This is a genomic window from Streptomyces sp. NPDC051364, assembly GCF_040682115.1.
Classification (GTDB): domain Bacteria; phylum Actinomycetota; class Actinomycetes; order Streptomycetales; family Streptomycetaceae; genus Streptomyces.
On the sequence record NZ_JBFBAH010000004.1, the window covers coordinates 77,312 to 93,642 of the forward strand.

General features: G+C 69.2%; 13 protein-coding genes and 1 tRNA gene. 2 read left to right on the forward strand and 12 right to left on the reverse strand.

Annotation, left to right across the window (positions count from 1 at the left end; all coding sequences use genetic code 11):
* Window positions 1-86 precede the first annotated feature (86 nt).
* From rpmE to AB0M76_RS10010, 9 genes are all read right to left on the reverse strand, one after another.
* Window positions 87-305 (reverse strand): 50S ribosomal protein L31, encoded by a 219-nt coding sequence (rpmE, locus tag AB0M76_RS09970; RefSeq protein ID WP_030153765.1) that lies wholly within the window; start codon window positions 303-305, stop codon window positions 87-89.
* Between the two features lie 183 nt (window positions 306-488).
* Window positions 489-1,595, reverse strand: a complete 1,107-nt coding sequence (locus tag AB0M76_RS09975) for an LCP family protein (protein WP_365952412.1) — start codon at window positions 1,593-1,595, stop codon at window positions 489-491.
* A 351-nt stretch (window positions 1,596-1,946) separates the two neighbouring features.
* A complete protein-coding gene (rho, locus tag AB0M76_RS09980) occupies window positions 1,947-4,091 on the reverse strand; it encodes a transcription termination factor Rho (RefSeq protein ID WP_365952413.1) in 2,145 nt (714 codons plus the stop codon).
* 434 nt (window positions 4,092-4,525) lie between these two features.
* The gene (gene thrB, locus AB0M76_RS09985; protein WP_365952414.1) at window positions 4,526-5,452 is read right to left on the reverse strand and encodes a homoserine kinase; all 927 of its coding nucleotides are present in this window, start codon (window positions 5,450-5,452) and stop codon (window positions 4,526-4,528) included.
* 318 nt (window positions 5,453-5,770) lie between these two features.
* A complete protein-coding gene (gene thrC, locus AB0M76_RS09990) occupies window positions 5,771-6,841 on the reverse strand; it encodes a threonine synthase (protein WP_266663703.1) in 1,071 nt (356 codons plus the stop codon).
* A gap of 6 nt (window positions 6,842-6,847) precedes the next feature.
* Window positions 6,848-8,152, reverse strand: a complete 1,305-nt coding sequence (locus AB0M76_RS09995) for a homoserine dehydrogenase (protein ID WP_365952415.1) — start codon at window positions 8,150-8,152, stop codon at window positions 6,848-6,850.
* Between the two features lie 167 nt (window positions 8,153-8,319).
* The gene (gene lysA / locus AB0M76_RS10000; protein WP_365952416.1) at window positions 8,320-9,711 is read right to left on the reverse strand and encodes a diaminopimelate decarboxylase; all 1,392 of its coding nucleotides are present in this window, start codon (window positions 9,709-9,711) and stop codon (window positions 8,320-8,322) included.
* A gap of 19 nt (window positions 9,712-9,730) precedes the next feature.
* On the reverse strand, window positions 9,731-10,744 hold the full coding sequence (gene nrtL, locus AB0M76_RS10005; protein WP_365952417.1) for an ArgS-related anticodon-binding protein NrtL: 1,014 nt from the start codon (window positions 10,742-10,744) through the stop codon (window positions 9,731-9,733).
* 68 nt (window positions 10,745-10,812) lie between these two features.
* Window positions 10,813-11,307, reverse strand: a complete 495-nt coding sequence (locus tag AB0M76_RS10010; RefSeq protein WP_365952418.1) for a response regulator — start codon at window positions 11,305-11,307, stop codon at window positions 10,813-10,815.
* An 81-nt stretch (window positions 11,308-11,388) separates the two neighbouring features.
* On the opposite strand from AB0M76_RS10010, the gene AB0M76_RS10015 reads away from it, so the two are divergent.
* Window positions 11,389-11,460: transfer RNA gene (locus AB0M76_RS10015), tRNA-Arg, on the forward strand.
* 568 nt (window positions 11,461-12,028) lie between these two features.
* Window positions 12,029-12,547, forward strand: coding sequence for a hypothetical protein (locus AB0M76_RS10020; RefSeq protein ID WP_365952419.1), 519 nt, complete (start codon window positions 12,029-12,031; stop codon window positions 12,545-12,547).
* Between the two features lie 299 nt (window positions 12,548-12,846).
* Here AB0M76_RS10020 and AB0M76_RS10025 read toward each other — a convergent pair whose 3' ends face one another.
* The 3 genes from AB0M76_RS10025 to AB0M76_RS10035 form a co-directional block, all read right to left on the reverse strand.
* On the reverse strand, window positions 12,847-14,295 hold the full coding sequence (locus tag AB0M76_RS10025; protein WP_365952420.1) for a site-specific integrase: 1,449 nt from the start codon (window positions 14,293-14,295) through the stop codon (window positions 12,847-12,849).
* Window positions 14,292-14,501, reverse strand: coding sequence for a helix-turn-helix domain-containing protein (locus tag AB0M76_RS10030; protein WP_365952749.1), 210 nt, complete (start codon window positions 14,499-14,501; stop codon window positions 14,292-14,294). Before AB0M76_RS10030 ends, AB0M76_RS10025 begins: the two co-directional genes overlap by 4 nt.
* A gap of 277 nt (window positions 14,502-14,778) precedes the next feature.
* Complete coding sequence (locus tag AB0M76_RS10035) at window positions 14,779-16,323, reverse strand: YfjI family protein (RefSeq protein WP_365952421.1); 1,545 nt, start codon at window positions 16,321-16,323, stop codon at window positions 14,779-14,781.
* Between the last annotated feature and the right edge of the window lie 8 nt (window positions 16,324-16,331).

The following is a 16,331-nucleotide window of genomic DNA, read 5'->3' on the forward strand; positions in this document are numbered from 1 at the left end:
GAAAAAGGGCTGCGGGACGACAAAGGCGCCGGTCCGGCTGCCCCCGTGTGGACAGGGTGCAGCCGGGGTCCGGCGCCGGGGGCTCGCTACTTCGAGCCGGCAGCCTTGCCGAAGCGGGCCTCGAAGCGGGCGACACGGCCACCGGTGTCGAGGATCTTCTGCTTGCCCGTGTAGAACGGGTGGCACTCGGAGCAGACCTCGGCACGGATGGTGCCCTCGGTCAGGGTGCTACGGGTGGTGAACGACGCGCCACAGGTGCAGCTGACCTGGGTCTCGACGTACTCGGGGTGAACATCGCGCTTCAAGGTGTCTCCTAGATTCGGGAGGGCGCCGGGTCGCAGGAGCCGAATTGCGCACTGCGTGAACCGGGGCCGACAGACCAGTCTGCCAGGACCGGGCTGCCTGTCAAAATTCTGAGGACGCCTCCCTCAACGGGGCGGGAGCGGCATCTATTCCGGCTTGTTGCAGGACGCCCCTGAGCAGGCCTTTTACGGCTGCTGGACGATCCCGCCGGCCGTTCCCTTGTCGCCCATCGAGTTGGCGGTGGCCTCGGCGGGGACCGGCTGGTCGGCCAGGAGGGCGCTCCAGACCATCTGGGACTCCTTGGTGAGCGGGGCGACGCGGTCGGTGTCGCGCGCGTCCACCGTCACCGGCAGCGTGATCATCTTCATGTTCTGGGCGTCGATGCCCTGGAGGCTCTGGGCGAAGCCCATGAGGGACTTCACGTCGCCGAGCGACTTGTCGGTGGTGAGCGCCTTGGTGCCGGTGTCGGCGAGGTCGAGCAGCCGCTTCGGGTTGTCGAAGATGCCGATGCCCCTGACCTGCTTGATCAGGGCCTTCATGAACGCCTGCTGGAGTTGTATTCGGCCCAGGTCGCTGCCGTCGCCGACGCTCTTGCGGGTCCGTACGAGGCCCAGGGCCTGCTCGCCGTTCAGCTTGTTGGGGCCGGCCGGGAGGTCGAGGTGGCTCCCGTCGTCCTTGATGGGCTTGGTGGTGGTGAGCTGGACGCCGCCGAGGTTGTCGATGATCTTCTTGAAGCCCGTGAAGTCGACCTCGATGTAGTGGTCCATGCGGATCCCCGACATCTTCTCGACGGTCTTGACCGCGCAGGCGGCCCCGCCGATGGTGAACGACTCGTTGAACTGCGAGCGCGAGCTGCCGCGGTCGGTCTTGCCGTTACCCAGCGTGCACGGCGGCCGGTTGACCATGGTGTCGCGCGGGATCGAGACGACGGTGGCCTGCTTGTGGCCCTCGTAGAGGTGGACGATCATCGCCGTGTCGGAGCGGGCCGAGCCGCCGTCGTCCCGGCCGTACTCGGAATTGGCGCCGCCGCGGGAGTCGGAGCCGAGGACGAGGATGTCCATCGAGCCGTTGTCCACGTTCTGCGGGCGGTCGGTCCCGAGCGCCTGGTCGATGTCGACCGTCTTCAGGTTCCCGTTCAGGTGGAAGTAGAACCAGCCGAGACCCGCCCCGCCCAGGAGGACCACGCCGGCGGCGCTCCACGCGGCGATGACGAGGGCCTTGCGCCCCTTCGAGGGTTTCCGTCGGCGCCGGCCCGCGGCACGCCCGCCGCTGCCCCTGCTGTCCTCGCTCATGCTCTCCTCAGTCCTGAATGCGTTCCCGGCCGGATGCCCGCCCCAGTGGCCTCCCTGCACTGCCCTCTGACACAGACGGCCGAATGCCCTCCAGGGTTCCACGGCCGACGCGGGCCCCCTGCCACGTGCACCGCGGCGGCCGGGACAGGAGGTGCGCGGCGCGACACCGCGCCCACCTGCGGTTTCCCGGGGGGACGCACGCCGCGGCTGCGAGGTTCACGAAAACCGCGAGTGTGGCGAAGCTCGCACCTGCAAAAACGCCCGAAAACGCCTGAAAACACGCCGAAAACACGGGACCGCCCCCACCGCGTGTGCGGTGGGGGCGGCCTCGGTGATGCGGTGCGGCGACGGTCAGTCGTCGTTCTTGCCCGACGGGGTCGTCTTGGCGATCTGCATCAGGAACTCGGCGTTCGACTTCGTCTGCTTCATCTTGTCGAGCAGGAGCTCGATGGCCTGCTGCGAGTCGAGCGCGTGCAGCACCCGGCGCAGCTTCCAGGTGATGGAGAGCTCCTCGCTGTTGAGCAGGATCTCCTCCTTGCGCGTGCCCGACGCGTCGACGTCGACGGCCGGGAAGATGCGCTTGTCGGCGAGCTTGCGGTCGAGCTTGAGCTCCATGTTGCCGGTGCCCTTGAACTCCTCGAAGATCACCTCGTCCATGCGCGAGCCGGTGTCGACCAGCGCGGTGGCCAGGATGGTCAGCGAGCCGCCGTCCTCGATGTTGCGCGCGGCACCGAAGAAGCGCTTCGGCGGGTACAGCGCGGTCGAGTCGACACCACCGGACAGGATGCGGCCGGAGGCGGGCGCCGCGAGGTTGTACGCGCGGCCCAGGCGGGTGATGGAGTCCAGCAGGACGACCACGTCGTGACCCAGCTCGACGAGACGCTTGGCACGCTCGATGGCCAGCTCGGCGACGGTGGTGTGGTCCTCGGCCGGACGGTCGAAGGTCGAGGAGATGACCTCGCCCTTGACCGACCGCTGCATGTCGGTGACCTCTTCCGGACGCTCGTCGACCAGGACGACCATCAGGTGGCACTCGGGGTTGTTGGTGGTGATCGCGTTGGCGATCGCCTGCATGATCATGGTCTTGCCGGCCTTCGGCGGCGAGACGATCAGACCACGCTGACCCTTTCCGATCGGTGCGACCAGGTCGACGATCCGGCCGGTCAGCACGCCCGGGTCGGTCTCCAGACGGAGCCGGTCCTGCGGGTAGAGCGGAGTCAGCTTCTGGAACTCCGGCCGTCCGCGCCCGGATTCGGGCGCCATGCCGTTCACCGAGTCCAGTCGCACAAGGGCGTTGAACTTCTCGCGGCGCTCGCCGTCCTTGGGCTGGCGCACGGCACCGGTGGTGTGGTCGCCCTTGCGCAGACCCGCCTTGCGGACCTGGGCGAGGGAGACGTACACGTCGTTGGGGCCGGGCAGGTAGCCCGAGGTCCGGATGAACGCGTAGTTGTCGAGGATGTCCAGGATGCCCGCGACGGGGATCAGGACGTCGTCGTCGGCGACCTGCGGCTCGGCCGGCGCGAACTCGTCGCGGCCACGACGGCCACGGCGGTCGCGGTAGCGGCCACGACGGCCGCGACGGCCGTCCTCGCCGTCGAAGTCGTCCTGCGGGCCGTTGTCCGGAGGGCCCTGGCGGTCCTGACGGCCCTGCTGCTGACGGTCCTGACGGCCGCCCTGCTGCTGGCGGTCCTGACGGTCGCCCTGCTGCTGGCGGTCCTGACGGTCGGCACGGCCGCCGCTCTGGCCGCCACCCTGACCCTGGCCGGCCTGGCCCTGGCCCGGGGCGCCCTGGCCCGGCTCGTCGGCCTTGGCACCGCGGTCGCGGCGGTCACGCTGGCGGTCGCCGCGCTCGGCACGGTCCCCGCGGTCGCGGCGGTCACGCCTGCCGCGGCCCTCGCCCTCCTGGGCGGGCGCGGAGACGGCGGTCGCGGCCTCGGCCTTGACCTCGGCCGGCGCGGTCGTGGTGGTGGCGGTCTCGGCCTTCGCCTCGACCTGCACGGCGGCGGGGACCGCGGTCTCCGGGCTGCCGGAGGGGGCCGTGGCCCGACGGCGGCGGCGCTCGCCGGCCGGGGCGTCGTCTGCCCCACGCTCGGCTTCGCTCGCGCGGGAGGGGCCCCCGGCCGGCTGGCCCGGGATCTCGATCTGCGCCTGCGCGGCAGACTTCTCGGCGGGCGCCTCGGCGGCGGCCTCACCCGTACGGGCCTTGCTGGTGGCGCGGCGCTTCGGCTTGGCCTCGGCGGCGTCTGCGGCGGGAGCCGCGGCCTTGGGGGCACCACTGCCCGCCTGCGCCTCCTTGATGACCTCGATCAGCTGGCTCTTGCGCATCCGCGCGGTGCCCCTGATACCGAGGCCCGACGCGACCTGCTGCAGCTCGGCCAGGACCATGCCGTCAAGGCCGGTGCCGGAGCGGCGTCGCTTGGTTGCGGCGCCCGCGGCGGGGGCACTGGTGTCGACGTTGGTGTCGGCAGCGCCCATCAGATCGGTGGTGTCGCTCACGAAGGGTCCTTCCCTGGAGCGGACGTCGGCCTGTCTGGCTCGGCGACCGGTTGTGCTGTCCGACAACGGGCCATTACCTGATGGGTCATGGACCGCAGCCGGGGCGGTGGTCCGCCGATAGAGATACGGCGGAGAGAAACGTGCATGGGTGGTTCCGGCGAGAAGCCCCCGAGCTGGAAGCGTGGGAATATCACGCCGATTCCGGAGCGTGCTCGAAACTGCTGGAAGTGATCAAAGCAGTCGGGGAGGCTCCCGGAAGAAAGGTGGTCCCGGATGGGGACACTGAGCACCGAGCCATGGCGGCTTCGGCTGCACACTTGAGAGTAACACTACCGGATCCAACAGATATTCCCCCTCTCAATCACCGGCAATCGCGCCTTCCGCGCGGGCGGCCTGCCCTGACCGCCCGCCCCTGGCGGGTATGCCCATACGGCCTAGCCGCCCTGGGTGCCCAGCGGAAGTACGCTCGCGCCCGCGGCGTCGAGGGCGAGCCGGTTCGCCGCCCATCCCTCGCCCGCGAGCTGCGCGACCTTGTCGGCCGCGCCGTTGTCGACCAGCGCGAGGACCGTGGGGCCCGCGCCGGAGATGACTGCGGGGATGCCGTCCGCCCGCAGCCGGTTGACGAGTGCCACGCTCTCGGGCATCGCCGGGGACCGGTACTCCTGGTGGAGCCGGTCTTCGGTGGCCGGCAGCAGCAACTCGGGACGCCTGGTCAGGGCTTCGACGAGCAGGGCTGCACGACCTGCGTTGGCGGCCGCGTCCACGTGCGGGACGTTGCGCGGCAGCAGGCCGCGCGCGGTCTCCGTCAGGACCGGCTTGGAGGGGACGAAGACCACCGGAACGATGGAACCGGCGGGCTCCATACGGATCGCCTTGGCGCTGCCGCCGTCCATCCAGGCGAGGGTGAAGCCGCCGAGGAGACAGGCGGCGACGTTGTCGGGGTGGCCCTCGATCTCGGTGGCGAGTTCGAGCAGGGCCGCGTCGTCGAGCTTGGCCTCTCCGCCTATGGTCACGGCGCGGGCGGCGACGATGCCGGCGCAGATGGCGGCCGAGGAGGACCCGAGGCCGCGGCCGTGCGGGATGCGGTTGGCGCAGACGACCTCGAGGCCGCGCGGCTGTCCGCCCAGCAGGTCGAAGGCGGTGCGCATGGAGCGTACGAGCAGGTGGCTCTCGTCCCGCGGGAGGTTGTCGGCACCCTCGCCCGCGATGTCGATGTTCAGGCCGGAGTCGGCCACCCGGACGACTACGTCGTCGTAGAGCCCCAGGGCCAGGCCCAGGGCGTCGAAGCCCGGGCCGAGGTTGGCACTGCTGGCGGGGACGCGCACCCGTACGGCGGCGGCGCGGAACGCTGGACCGGCCATCGTCCGATGACACTCCTTGTGACTGTGCGAGACGAGATCTTCGCTGGCTCGCTGCGAATGTACTGGAGAACGTACGACACCCGAAGGCCCTCTGGGCAGCACCACGGTCATATGCGCGGTGGCGGATGTAAGTACAGCGTATCGAAGGAAGGTTCCCTCGCGACATAGGGCGCACAGGAGGCGCACGATGCGTGTCGGTGTCTTCCGGTGGATTCCGCTGAATGCCGTGACTTTTGTGCCGTACGACCTGAGTTGCCGGGCTCCGGAGGCCTTCCGGGAACCCGGCAACTCAGGGTGCTGTCACGGGGTCGGACCGGGTCAGACCAGGCCGAGGCGGACGGCCGCGGCCTCCGCGTCGACCGGGATGGTGACCGGCTGCGGGGCGCCGGCGACCGCCCAGTCGGGGTCCTTGAGTCCGTTTCCGGTGACGGTGCATACGATCCTCTGGCCGGGGTCGACCAGGCCCAGCTCGGCGGCCTTGAGCAGGCCGGCGACGGACGCGGCCGAGGCGGGCTCGACGAAGACGCCCTCCTGCGCGGCCAACAGGCGGTAGGCGGCCAGGATCTGGCGGTCCGTCACCTCGTCGATGAAGCCGCCCGACTCGTCGCGCGCGGCGAGCGCGTAGTCCCACGAGGCCGGGTTGCCGATGCGGATCGCGGTCGCGATGGTGTGCGGCTCCTTGACGACCTCCCCGCGCACGATGGGCGCGGAACCGGAGGCCTGGAAACCCCACACGCGGGGCGTACGGGAGGCCAGGCCGTCGGCCTTGTACTCCTTGAAGCCCTTCCAGTACGCGGTGATGTTGCCGGCGTTGCCGACGGGCAGCACATGGATGTCGGGGGCGTCGCCGAGCGCGTCGACGATCTCGAACGCGGCGGTCTTCTGGCCCTCGATGCGCACCGGGTTGACGGAATTGACCAGCGCGACCGGGTAGTTGTCGGACAGTGCGCGGGCCAGGTCCAGGCAGTCGTCGAAGTTGCCGTCCACCTGGAGGATCTTGGCGCCGTGCACGAGGGCCTGGCCCATCTTGCCGAGCGCGATCTTGCCGCGGGGCACGAGGACGGCGCAGACCATGCCGGCGCGCACCGCGTACGCGGCGGCGGAGGCCGAGGTGTTGCCCGTGGAGGCGCAGATCACGGCCTTGGCGCCGTCCTCCTTGGCCTTGGTGATGGCCATGGTCATGCCGCGGTCCTTGAAGGAACCGGTGGGGTTCGCGCCCTCGACCTTCAGGTGCACCTCGCAGCCGGTGCGCTCGGAGAGCACCTGCGCGGGGACGAGGGGAGTGCCGCCCTCGCGGAGCGTGACCACGGGAGTGGCGTCCGTTACCGGCAGGCGGTCCCGGTACTCCTCGATGATGCCGCGCCACTGGTGGGTGCGATTGCTGCTCATGGGTCCTTACTCCCCTTCAACACGCATGATGCTGGCGACACCGCGCACGGTGTCCAGCTTCCGCAGCGCCTCGACGGTCCCGGAGAGGGCGGCGTCGGGTGCGCGGTGGGTGACGACGACGAGGGAGGCCTCGTTGCCGACCCCGTCCGGACGTCCTTGCTGTCGTACGGTATCGATGGACACACCGTGCTCCGCGAACGTCGTCGCCACCTGGGCGAGGACGCCCGGCTTGTCGGCCACATCGAGGCTGATGTGGTACCGCGTGACGACGTCGCCCATGGGGCTGACCGGCAGCTGGGTGTACGCCGACTCGCCGGGCCCCGTTGCCTCGGTGAGCTTGTTGCGGCAGACGGCGACGAGGTCGCCCAGGACCGCCGAGGCGGTCGGAGAACCGCCCGCGCCGGGCCCGTAGAACATGAGCCGACCGGCGGCCTCCGCCTCGACGAAGACGGCGTTGTACGCCTCGCGGACGGACGCCAGCGGGTGGCTGAGCGGGATCATCGCCGGGTGCACTCGAGCGGTGACGGACTGCCCGTCCGCGGCGCGCTCCAGGATCGCGAGGAGCTTGATGGTGCAGCCCATGCGCTTGGCGGAGGCGAAGTCCGCGGCGCTGACCTCGGTCATGCCCTCGCGGTACACGTCGTCGAGGCGGACCCGGGTGTGGAAGGCGATGCCGGCCAGGATCGCGGCCTTGGCGGCGGCGTCGTAGCCCTCGACGTCGGCGGTCGGGTCGGCCTCGGCGTACCCGAGGGCCGTGGCCTCGTCGAGCGCCTCCTGGTACCCGGCGCCGGTGGAGTCCATCTTGTCGAGGATGAAGTTCGTCGTGCCGTTGACGATGCCCATCACCCGGTTGATCTTGTCGCCGGCGAGAGACTCGCGCATCGGGCGGACCAGCGGGATGGCGCCGGCGACGGCGGCCTCGTAGTACAGGTCCAGCCCGTGCTGCTCGGCCGCAGCGTGCAGCGCGGCACCGTCCTGGGCGAGCAGCGCCTTGTTCGCCGAGACGACGGAGATGCCGTGCTCGAAGGCGGTGGTGATGAGGGTGCGGGCGGGCTCGATGCCGCCGATGACCTCGATGGCGACGTCGATGTCGCCGCGTTTGAGGAGGGCGGTCGCATCGGTGGTGATCAGCGCCGGGTCGATGCCCTCGCGCACCTTGGAGGGACGGCGCACGGCCACGCCGGCGAGCTCGACGGGCGCGCCGATCCTGGCCGTCAGATCGTCGGCGTGCGTCGTCATGATGCGCGCCACCTCTGAGCCGACCACTCCACAGCCCAGCAGCGCCACCTTCAGCGGACGCGTACGCATCATTCGACCTACGCCTTTCGATCTTCCATCACCACCCGGCGCGCGGGTTGCGCGCCAGGTCTCATCCAGTCTCACTCAATGGACAGCACTTTCCATCCTCGGTCCATTGAGTGAGACACCTATCGGCACCTATTTTGGGGGTCTGGGGGCTTCCCCCGGAAATATGCGGTTCATCCGAGGTCGAGACGCAGGAGATCTTCCTCCGTCTCGCGCCGGACGATCACTCGGGCCTCCCCGTCGCGCACGGCCACGACGGGCGGCCGCAGCGCGTGGTTGTAGTTGCTGGCCATGGAGCGGCAGTACGCCCCGGTGGCGGGTACGGCGAGGAGGTCCCCCGGGGCCAGATCGGCCGGCAGGAAGGCGTCCTTCACCACGATGTCACCGCTCTCGCAGTGCTTGCCGACGACGCGGACGAGCATCGGCTCGGCGTCCGAGACGCGGGAGACGAGGGTGACCGCGTACTCGGCGTCGTAGAGGGCGGTGCGGATATTGTCGGACATGCCGCCGTCGACGGAGACGTACGTACGCAGCCCCTCGAGCGGCTTGATCGTGCCGACCTCGTACAGCGTGAAGGCGGTGGGCCCGACGATGGCCCGGCCGGGCTCGACGGAGATGCGGGGCGCGCGCAGCCCGGCGGACTCGCACTCGCGGGCGACGATCTCGTGCAGGGCCTTGGCGATCTCGTGGGGCTCGCGCGGGTCGTCGGAGGACGTGTACGCGATGCCGAGGCCGCCGCCGAGGTCGATCTCGGGCAGCTCGACGCCGTGCTCGTCGCGTACGGCGGCCAGCAGCCGGACCACCCGCTTGGCGGAGACCTCGAAGCCGGCCATGTCGAAGATCTGCGAGCCGATGTGGGAGTGGACGCCGAGCAGCTCGAGGCTGTCGTGCCCGAGCGCGCGCCGGACGGCCTCCGCCGCGGAACCGTCGGCGACGGCGATGCCGAACTTCTGGTCCTCGTGCGCGGTCGCGATGAACTCATGCGTGTGCGCCTCGACGCCGACGGTCACGCGGATCTGGACGGGCTGGCGTACGCCGAACTCACGGGCGATGTGCGCGACTCGAGCGATCTCCTGGAAGGAGTCGAGCACGATGCGACCGACTCCGGCCTCGACGGCCCGGGTGATCTCCGCGACGGACTTGTTGTTGCCGTGGAAGGCGATCCGCTCGGCGGGCATCCCGGCGGCGAGCGCGGTGGCCAGCTCCCCGCCGGAACACACGTCGAGGTTCAGCCCCTCTTCCTGCAGCCACTTCACGACGGCCTTGGAGAGGAACGCCTTCCCGGCGTAGAAGACGTCGGCGTCCGGCCCGAAGGCGTGCGCCCAGGCCCGGCACCGGGCCCGGAAGTCCTCCTCGTCGAGGAAGTAGGCCGGTGTCCCGAACTCCTGGGCGAGGGTGGTGACGGGGATGCCGCCCACCGCCACGACACCGTCGGGGTTCCGTCGTACGGTCCGGGCCCAGACCTTCTCGTCGAGCGCGTTGAGGTCGGCGGGCGGCGGGGCGTAGTGCCCCTCGGGCAGGACGTCGGCGTGGCGGGGCCCGGCGGGGTGCGCGGAACGGCTCATCGGTATCTCTCTTCGCAGATCACAGGCAGTCAGGTGCGTCTATGCCGAGCAGGGCCAGGCCACCGGCCAGCACCGTCCCGGCGGCTTCGGCAAGAGCCAGCCGGGCACGGTGGGCGGCCGAGGGTTTCTCGTCCCCTTTGGGCAGGACGCAGTGCTGGAAATCGAGCAGCTCGTCGGCCAGCTCGACGAGGTGCCGGGTGAGCCGCTCGGGCGCGCGGTGGTGCGCGGCGGCCTCCAGGACGAGGTCGTGGTCGGCGAGGAGGCGCAGCAGGGCGGGCGCGTCGACGTCGCCCGGCTCCGGGTGGAAGCCCAGCTGATCGGCGTTGCGTACGAGGGCCCGGCTGCGCGCGTGGGCGTACCGCACGCGGAAGAACTCGCTGGCCTCGCCCTGAACGAGCAAAGTGTCGGAGACGACCGGAGTCTCCCGGGCGGGCACGGCGAGCATCGCCCAGTGGGCGGCGTCGCGGCCGTAACGGGCGACGACGTCGCCGTCCCGCTTGGCAAGGGGCGCGACGGGCAGGTCCTCGGGCCGGTCCTCTGGCAGGTCCTCTGGCCGGTCGCACCCAGTGCCGCCCTGGGCGCACACGAGCCGCAGGACACTGCGCCGCACGACGCACTCGCGCAGCCCGGTCCCGGTCTCGTCGGCAGGGGCGGGGGCGGGGGCGGCGAACATGGCCCCGCCCCGTACGTCCCGGATCACGATGTCGCGGACGATGGCGTCCCGGACGACGGAGGGGGCGGAGGGGGGCGGCAGCACGAAGTTGAGGAACCCGGCTCCGGTGACCTCGACATGCTCGATGCCGGGCTCCGCGCCGAGCCGGCGGGCCAGTACGTCCGCCACGCCCCGGGGCGGGCGTCCGGCGGCCTTGGCGACCTGAAAGGCCACGGGGGTCGCGTAGTCCCCCACCCCGCCGGGGCGGGTCCGCTCGACGACGACCCGCTCGGGCACACCCGCCTCGGCGGGCAGCTCCCCCTCCTCGACGGCGCAGCGCACGGCGCGTACGACGGTACGGGAGAGGTCGGCGGGGGTCACGGGACCAGCCTAGGCGAGAAGCCCACCCATCCCGCGAACAGTTTCGCCATGTGAACAGCCGTCGGCCGCTACCCTCTCCCGCGCCCTGCGGGGGCTCCCTTCCGCTCCCGCCGGTCCTTGCGCTCGATGAGCCGGCGTACGACCCGCACGAGCTCGGCGGGCTCGAAGGGCTTGGCGAGGAACGCATCCACCCCGGCCTCGATCCCGGCCTCCACCTCGTGCTGCGTACAGGCGCTCACGATGGCGACGGGCACATGCCGCGTCCGCGGATCGGCGCGCAGCTGCGCGGCCGTCCCGAACCCGTCCAGCCGGGGCATGACCACATCGAGGGTGATCACGTCGGGGCACACGCGGTGCACGACGTCCAGACACTCGACACCATCGTTCGCGGTCACTACCTCGAAGCCCTCCAGCTCGAGATTGACCTTGATCAGCTGCCGGATGACCTTGTTGTCGTCGACAACAAGCACCCGGCCCGAGGCGCCTGACACAACTCGAGAGTAGGTCCGCCTAAGCCCCCGCGTCCGGGTTTTTGCCACTTCCACCCCCTCCGGGCGACCCACCTCCCCGTCCCCCGGAACTCGTTTCTGATCACCCGGTGGAAGCTGGTAGTGTTCAACCCGTCGCCGCAACGCGAACGACGCGCCCCCGTAGCTCAGGGGATAGAGCAACGGCCTCCGGAGCCGTGTGCGCAGGTTCGAATCCTGCCGGGGGCACTTCTGCTGGACCAGCATAAAACATCTGCTGACCTGCACAAGTGCCAAGCATGAAGACCTGGACCCAGTCCCACTGAGTCCAGGTCTTTGTCGTTGTTACGCACTGGTCGCGATAGACGTGCGATAGAGCCTCAGCCTTACCTCGCCGCGACACCACCCCACGCCCCCTCCCCTTCCATCAGTTGGCGTGGGCATCCATCACCTCCCAACGAGCAACGAGGACGGGGCGGTAGGAGGGGTCGGGGATCGGAGTCGACTCCGGTGCACCCGTCGGCACCCAGCCGCTCCCTCCGCCACTTACGTGGCATGGCCCCAGGCTTTCGCCCTGCGGTCAAAGGCCTCTGAGCCGGCCCCGGAACCCTTCGCCGCGCCCGCACGAGGTCGACGTGGCGGTACCCGGCCGCGGCTGGTGTGAATTACGGATGACCCCGTCGATACGGAGCCAGTTGACACCACTTCGGCGTCAAAGGTTGTTGAAGTGTCGAAATTTGAATCCAGACCGTATCTCGCCTGCGAGCGCAACCTGCTGGTAAGCATGAGAATGGAGACGAGCAGACGGGAGGGCGTCATGACTGACGACGCCGACAGAAAGCCCCTGGGCAGCCGACTGAAGTCGCATGTCGGTTGGTGGATTGGCATCCTCTCGGCAATCGCAGGAATCCTTGCGTTTGTGGTGACGTACGTCGAAAAAGATCCGTCCTTCACGGAATGGGAAGCGAAGGCTGTCTCAGTCTGCGAGAAAGAAGTGCCGGGAATCGTGCGCCAGATGAGGGACACGAACGATACTCTCGATCCGCTTTACGACGGAGACTACACAGCAGCTGAGCTGCGCAAAGCTGCTGACAACGCCCAAGACACTTCGGATGCTACAAGCCACTACGTTGGAAGTCTGCGGGAGCTCAAGCCCCCCGACGATCGGCGAGACCTAGTCGACGATCTGATCACGTCGGCCAGCGAAATGGACCACCTCTACAGAGTATTCGCGGAGAGCATGTACGACGGCGAATTCAACCTTGACCATTCCAAAGCCTCTGCCGATGCCGCCTCTCGATTCACTGACCAGCTGAACAGAGTCGGAGGCTGTTAGCTCCGCCGCGGTTTCGAACCGCGCGCAGCCAAGGACATCATCAGGACTCGGAAGCACGACCGGCCTTCCAGCGGATCTACGCCCTCTATCACTGCTGTCCGCGCGGGACGACGAGGCGCTTGTGGCGACATTGATCAAGCGCGGCCCCCGCAACGTGGTCACCGTCCAGTACCTGGAGGCGGCAAAGTCTCCGTCCCCCGCGTGGCTGAGGACTACGACTGGGCCTCATCAGCTCAGTGCCATCCTGGCTGGACCCGCTCATGCATGCGGGCCTAGCCACCTAGCCAGGAGCATCGCGCTCACGGCCAGTCGAGTTCCTGCTCGATCTTCGCGTTCATCGTGGCCTCCTGACCGTAGATACACCCCTCATAAACACGGTGGATGACTTCGGGCGAGTTCCCAACCCTGCGGGCTACTTCGGCCACCGGAACCCCTGCGTTCAGCCAGGTCGTGATGCAGGTGTGGCGAAGGTCGTACGGCCGCCCCCCGAGGATGGATGTCTGGAGATCCGGCGGGAGCGCGTACTCGCGGGCGTCCTTCCAAACACGCCAGTACGTGCTGCTACCGACGAGACCGAGCCGCTCGTTCGTAAAGAGCCGACCGTCCTTGGCCGTGCCGAACTCCTCAAGGTGGGCACGGAGCATGGCAACCAGCGGCGGCGGGATCGGAACCGGCCGGTCGTCCTTGGCCTCCCGGGACTTCAGGCCCCGCTTGTCGTGGCGCTCCCCGCTGTCCGTCCACTGCTTGCCCGAGACAGGGTGCGTGTCCCGGAGGGTGAGTGTCCCCCATCCTTTCTCGGGGAGGTGGCAGTCTGACTTCCTCAGCCCCACGGCCTCGCTCGGGCGGAGGGCCGCGAAGTACATCACTGCATAGAACGCCACCAGACGGCGCCCCTTCTTACGGTCCCACGTACCGACGTACGAAACCGCGGCGAGCAACTGAGCGGCTTGGGTCTTGTTCACAAGAACGCGCGGGTCGACACGATCCGATGAAGAGATCTTCACTTTCTTGAGCGCGGCAAGAGGGTTCTCAACCAGGAGCTTGCGTTCGATTGCGTATTCCACCGCGGTGTTCAAGGCACGGCGCCTGCGGCGGGAAGTCTCTCCCGCCGCAGGCGTCCCGTCCAGCTTGAAAGAAAGCCGGTACTGGACGTCTCGCAGAATCTTCGGATCTTCCAACGCAGAAACGAGCAGCGACTTCGTCGAAAGCCACTGGTGGGCATCTTCGAGTTCGGCCGGCGGCTCCAACTCGGCGTTTGCCGGGACAACAGCCCAGCGAAGAGCGAGGCGCAGCTCCTCCACCTCGGGCATCTGCTTGTCCTGCTCCACCATGGCCAGGGTCACGGCAGCGAGACCATCCGCGATGCCCTCGCGTGTCTTGGCAGCAGCCGTGGGCCAGCGCATGGCCATGTACTCACGGCAGAACGTGAACCAGGACAGTTCCTCGCGAGCATCCACGAGATCTGCGGCCTGCGTGGCGGCGCGGACTTCGGACTCAGGCAGGCCGTCCTTGATGCGGAACGCCTCGCCGCGCTTCATGGCCAACCACAATTCGGACCGGCGGCTCCCCGCAAGCGCCACGGTGGCGAACGTCTTACTGCTGACTTTGCCCCCGACGATCCAGCGGAGCTGATAAGGGCGGGTCTTGCTCTGCGCCTTGGTCACATTCCACAGGCGGACATCGAGGGAAAACCCTTCCGGGTCCAAGCCATTGTTCTGCTCGGACTCGGAATCGGCGTCGTTCGTCACGCGGATTCCTCCCGCATCTCCAGCCAACGGACCAGGTCGGAACGACGGATACGCACGGAACCATTCGGGAGCTTGATGGCCTTGGGGCCCTTCTTGCACTGTCGCCAGCGATAGAACGTGGCTCGCGGAACACCGATCTCTTCGACCACCTGCGGGATGGTCAGCATTTCGTCGCGGGGCTTGGCCACGGCGAGACTCCTTCGGATGCTGTGGATTGGGGAGCAAGAACCCCGGGACCGCTGACACAACTGACAGAACCTCGGCGAGAACGCGTTGACCTGCGGGTTCAGGGCTGAGGGAGGCTCTGACAGAACTCGCGGAAACTCCGACAGAACCTCCGGCGGCGGGTCCTGTCACGGCCGACGGGTGGGGTTCTGTCGGAGTTTCCGGAGGTTCTGTCACGGTGGCCGTAGGGACCGCTTATGCAGGTCAGCGGGCCAGATCGGGGGTTCTGTCAGTTGTGGCAGTCCGGTGGGGGTTGTGTCAGGCGCCGCGAGCGAGGCGCGGGTGCGCGTCGTACTTCGGGGAGGGCGGCCGGCCGCCGCGTCCGGTGCGCGGGGGCAAGGGCTGCTGGCGGATCCAGCCGTGTTCTTCCAGCAGGGCCAGGGCCGGGTCGAGGTCGGTCATGGCGGGGAAGTCGCCGCGGGAGAGCTGGCGGAACAGGTCCCGCTTGGTGAAGCCGGTCAGCCGGGCCTCCCGAAGGTGTGCGAGCACCTGGCGGGCGGCTTCCTGGGCGGGTGCGGCTCCCATGGCGTCGAACACGTGCTGGGCGTGGGCTGTGAAGTAGTCCCCGAGGCGGGTGGCGCCGGCCAGGGTGGCGGCCTCGATGGGGCGGGTCCACCCGCTGTCGGTGTGGGTGGCCAAGTGGAGCAGCCCTGCGATGCGGGCGACGGCCCCGTCCCGCTTGCTGGCCCATTTGACGATGTCCGCGAGTGAACCGCCCTTCCCGATCCGGGATTCGGTGACCTTTTGGTAGGCCAGCATGACCGCGTCGGCCTCGGGCGTGAGGGTGAGTACCGCCGGGTCGGTCCAGCCGTTCAGTGCCATGGCCAGACCGCCGAGCTGCCGGGTGTACGCGTCGGCCACGTCATCGCGGATGAGCTCCGGGGTGAGGTTGCGGCGACCGACGAGGGATTCGGGCTGCGCGTACAGGAACCGGGCCAGCAGTCCGCGGCCGTCGGCGCCCTTGATCTGGCCGATGGACTCCAGCACTTCAGGCTGGACAGCGAGGCCCATTGTGACGGCGGGGTGCTCGACGTGCTGGGCCTCGCGGCCCTGCCGGTTGACCCTCACCATGTCCCCTGCGTGGCCCTTGAGGAAGATCTCCATGTTCGGTGCCCCGCTGTAGCGGCCCGAGATGATTTCGAAGATGCCGCCCTCCGGGGAGAGCACCGAGATCCGGCCCTCCTGTTCGGTGAGCAGGGTGGCCAAGTTCTCCGGCGTCACGTCGTCAGCCACGAGCTGGGGCTTGCACGGGACCCTGATTTCCTCGGCGGCCTGGGCGAGGGCGACGGCCTCGGCGGTGAGCTGGTCACGCAATCCCGGCTCTGCGTTCGCGGCCTTGGCCGCTGCTTTGTCGGCTGCGGCCTTGGCAAGGCGCGCGGTGGTCTCGGCCTCGGCGCGGGCCGGGCCGGAGAGTTCCACGAGTGCCTTCTCCACTGCCATGAGCGGCTCGGTCATCAGGGCGAACACGGCGCTCTTGCGGTTGCCGGGGTCCAAGGCCACGGCGGTGTAAAGGTTGACCGGCTCGCGCCACCGGCCGCGCACGCAGACCGTGGCCCGTCCGCCGGCGGCCGTGGCGATGACTGCCAGGGCAAGGCATCCGGCGAGGTCGGCGGGGGTCTGGGTTTCCTCGGCGACAGCGGCGACCATGGAGGACAGCCACGGCGGGAGTGTGTCCACGGGGAAGGTGGGGAGGTCCAGGCGGCCGGTGAGCGGGACCGGCTCGTCCCAGACCGGTCCGGTCACGTCCTCGGCGAGGGCGTCGAACCCGGCCCAGAGGTCGGCGTCGATGGGCTGTGCGGTCATGCTGCGGT

Coding starts and splice junctions, on each gene's coding strand:
- AB0M76_RS09975 (WP_365952412.1), bottom strand. CDS start 1,595: ATGAGCGAGGACAGCAGGGGCAGCGGCGGGCGTGCCGCGGGCCGGCGC.
- thrB (WP_365952414.1), bottom strand. CDS start 5,452: ATGGCCGGTCCAGCGTTCCGCGCCGCCGCCGTACGGGTGCGCGTCCCC.
- thrC (WP_266663703.1), bottom strand. CDS start 6,841: ATGAGCAGCAATCGCACCCACCAGTGGCGCGGCATCATCGAGGAGTAC.
- AB0M76_RS09995 (WP_365952415.1), bottom strand. CDS start 8,152: ATGATGCGTACGCGTCCGCTGAAGGTGGCGCTGCTGGGCTGTGGAGTG.
- lysA (WP_365952416.1), bottom strand. CDS start 9,711: ATGAGCCGTTCCGCGCACCCCGCCGGGCCCCGCCACGCCGACGTCCTG.
- AB0M76_RS10020 (WP_365952419.1), top strand. CDS start 12,029: ATGACTGACGACGCCGACAGAAAGCCCCTGGGCAGCCGACTGAAGTCG.
- AB0M76_RS10035 (WP_365952421.1), bottom strand. CDS start 16,323: ATGACCGCACAGCCCATCGACGCCGACCTCTGGGCCGGGTTCGACGCC.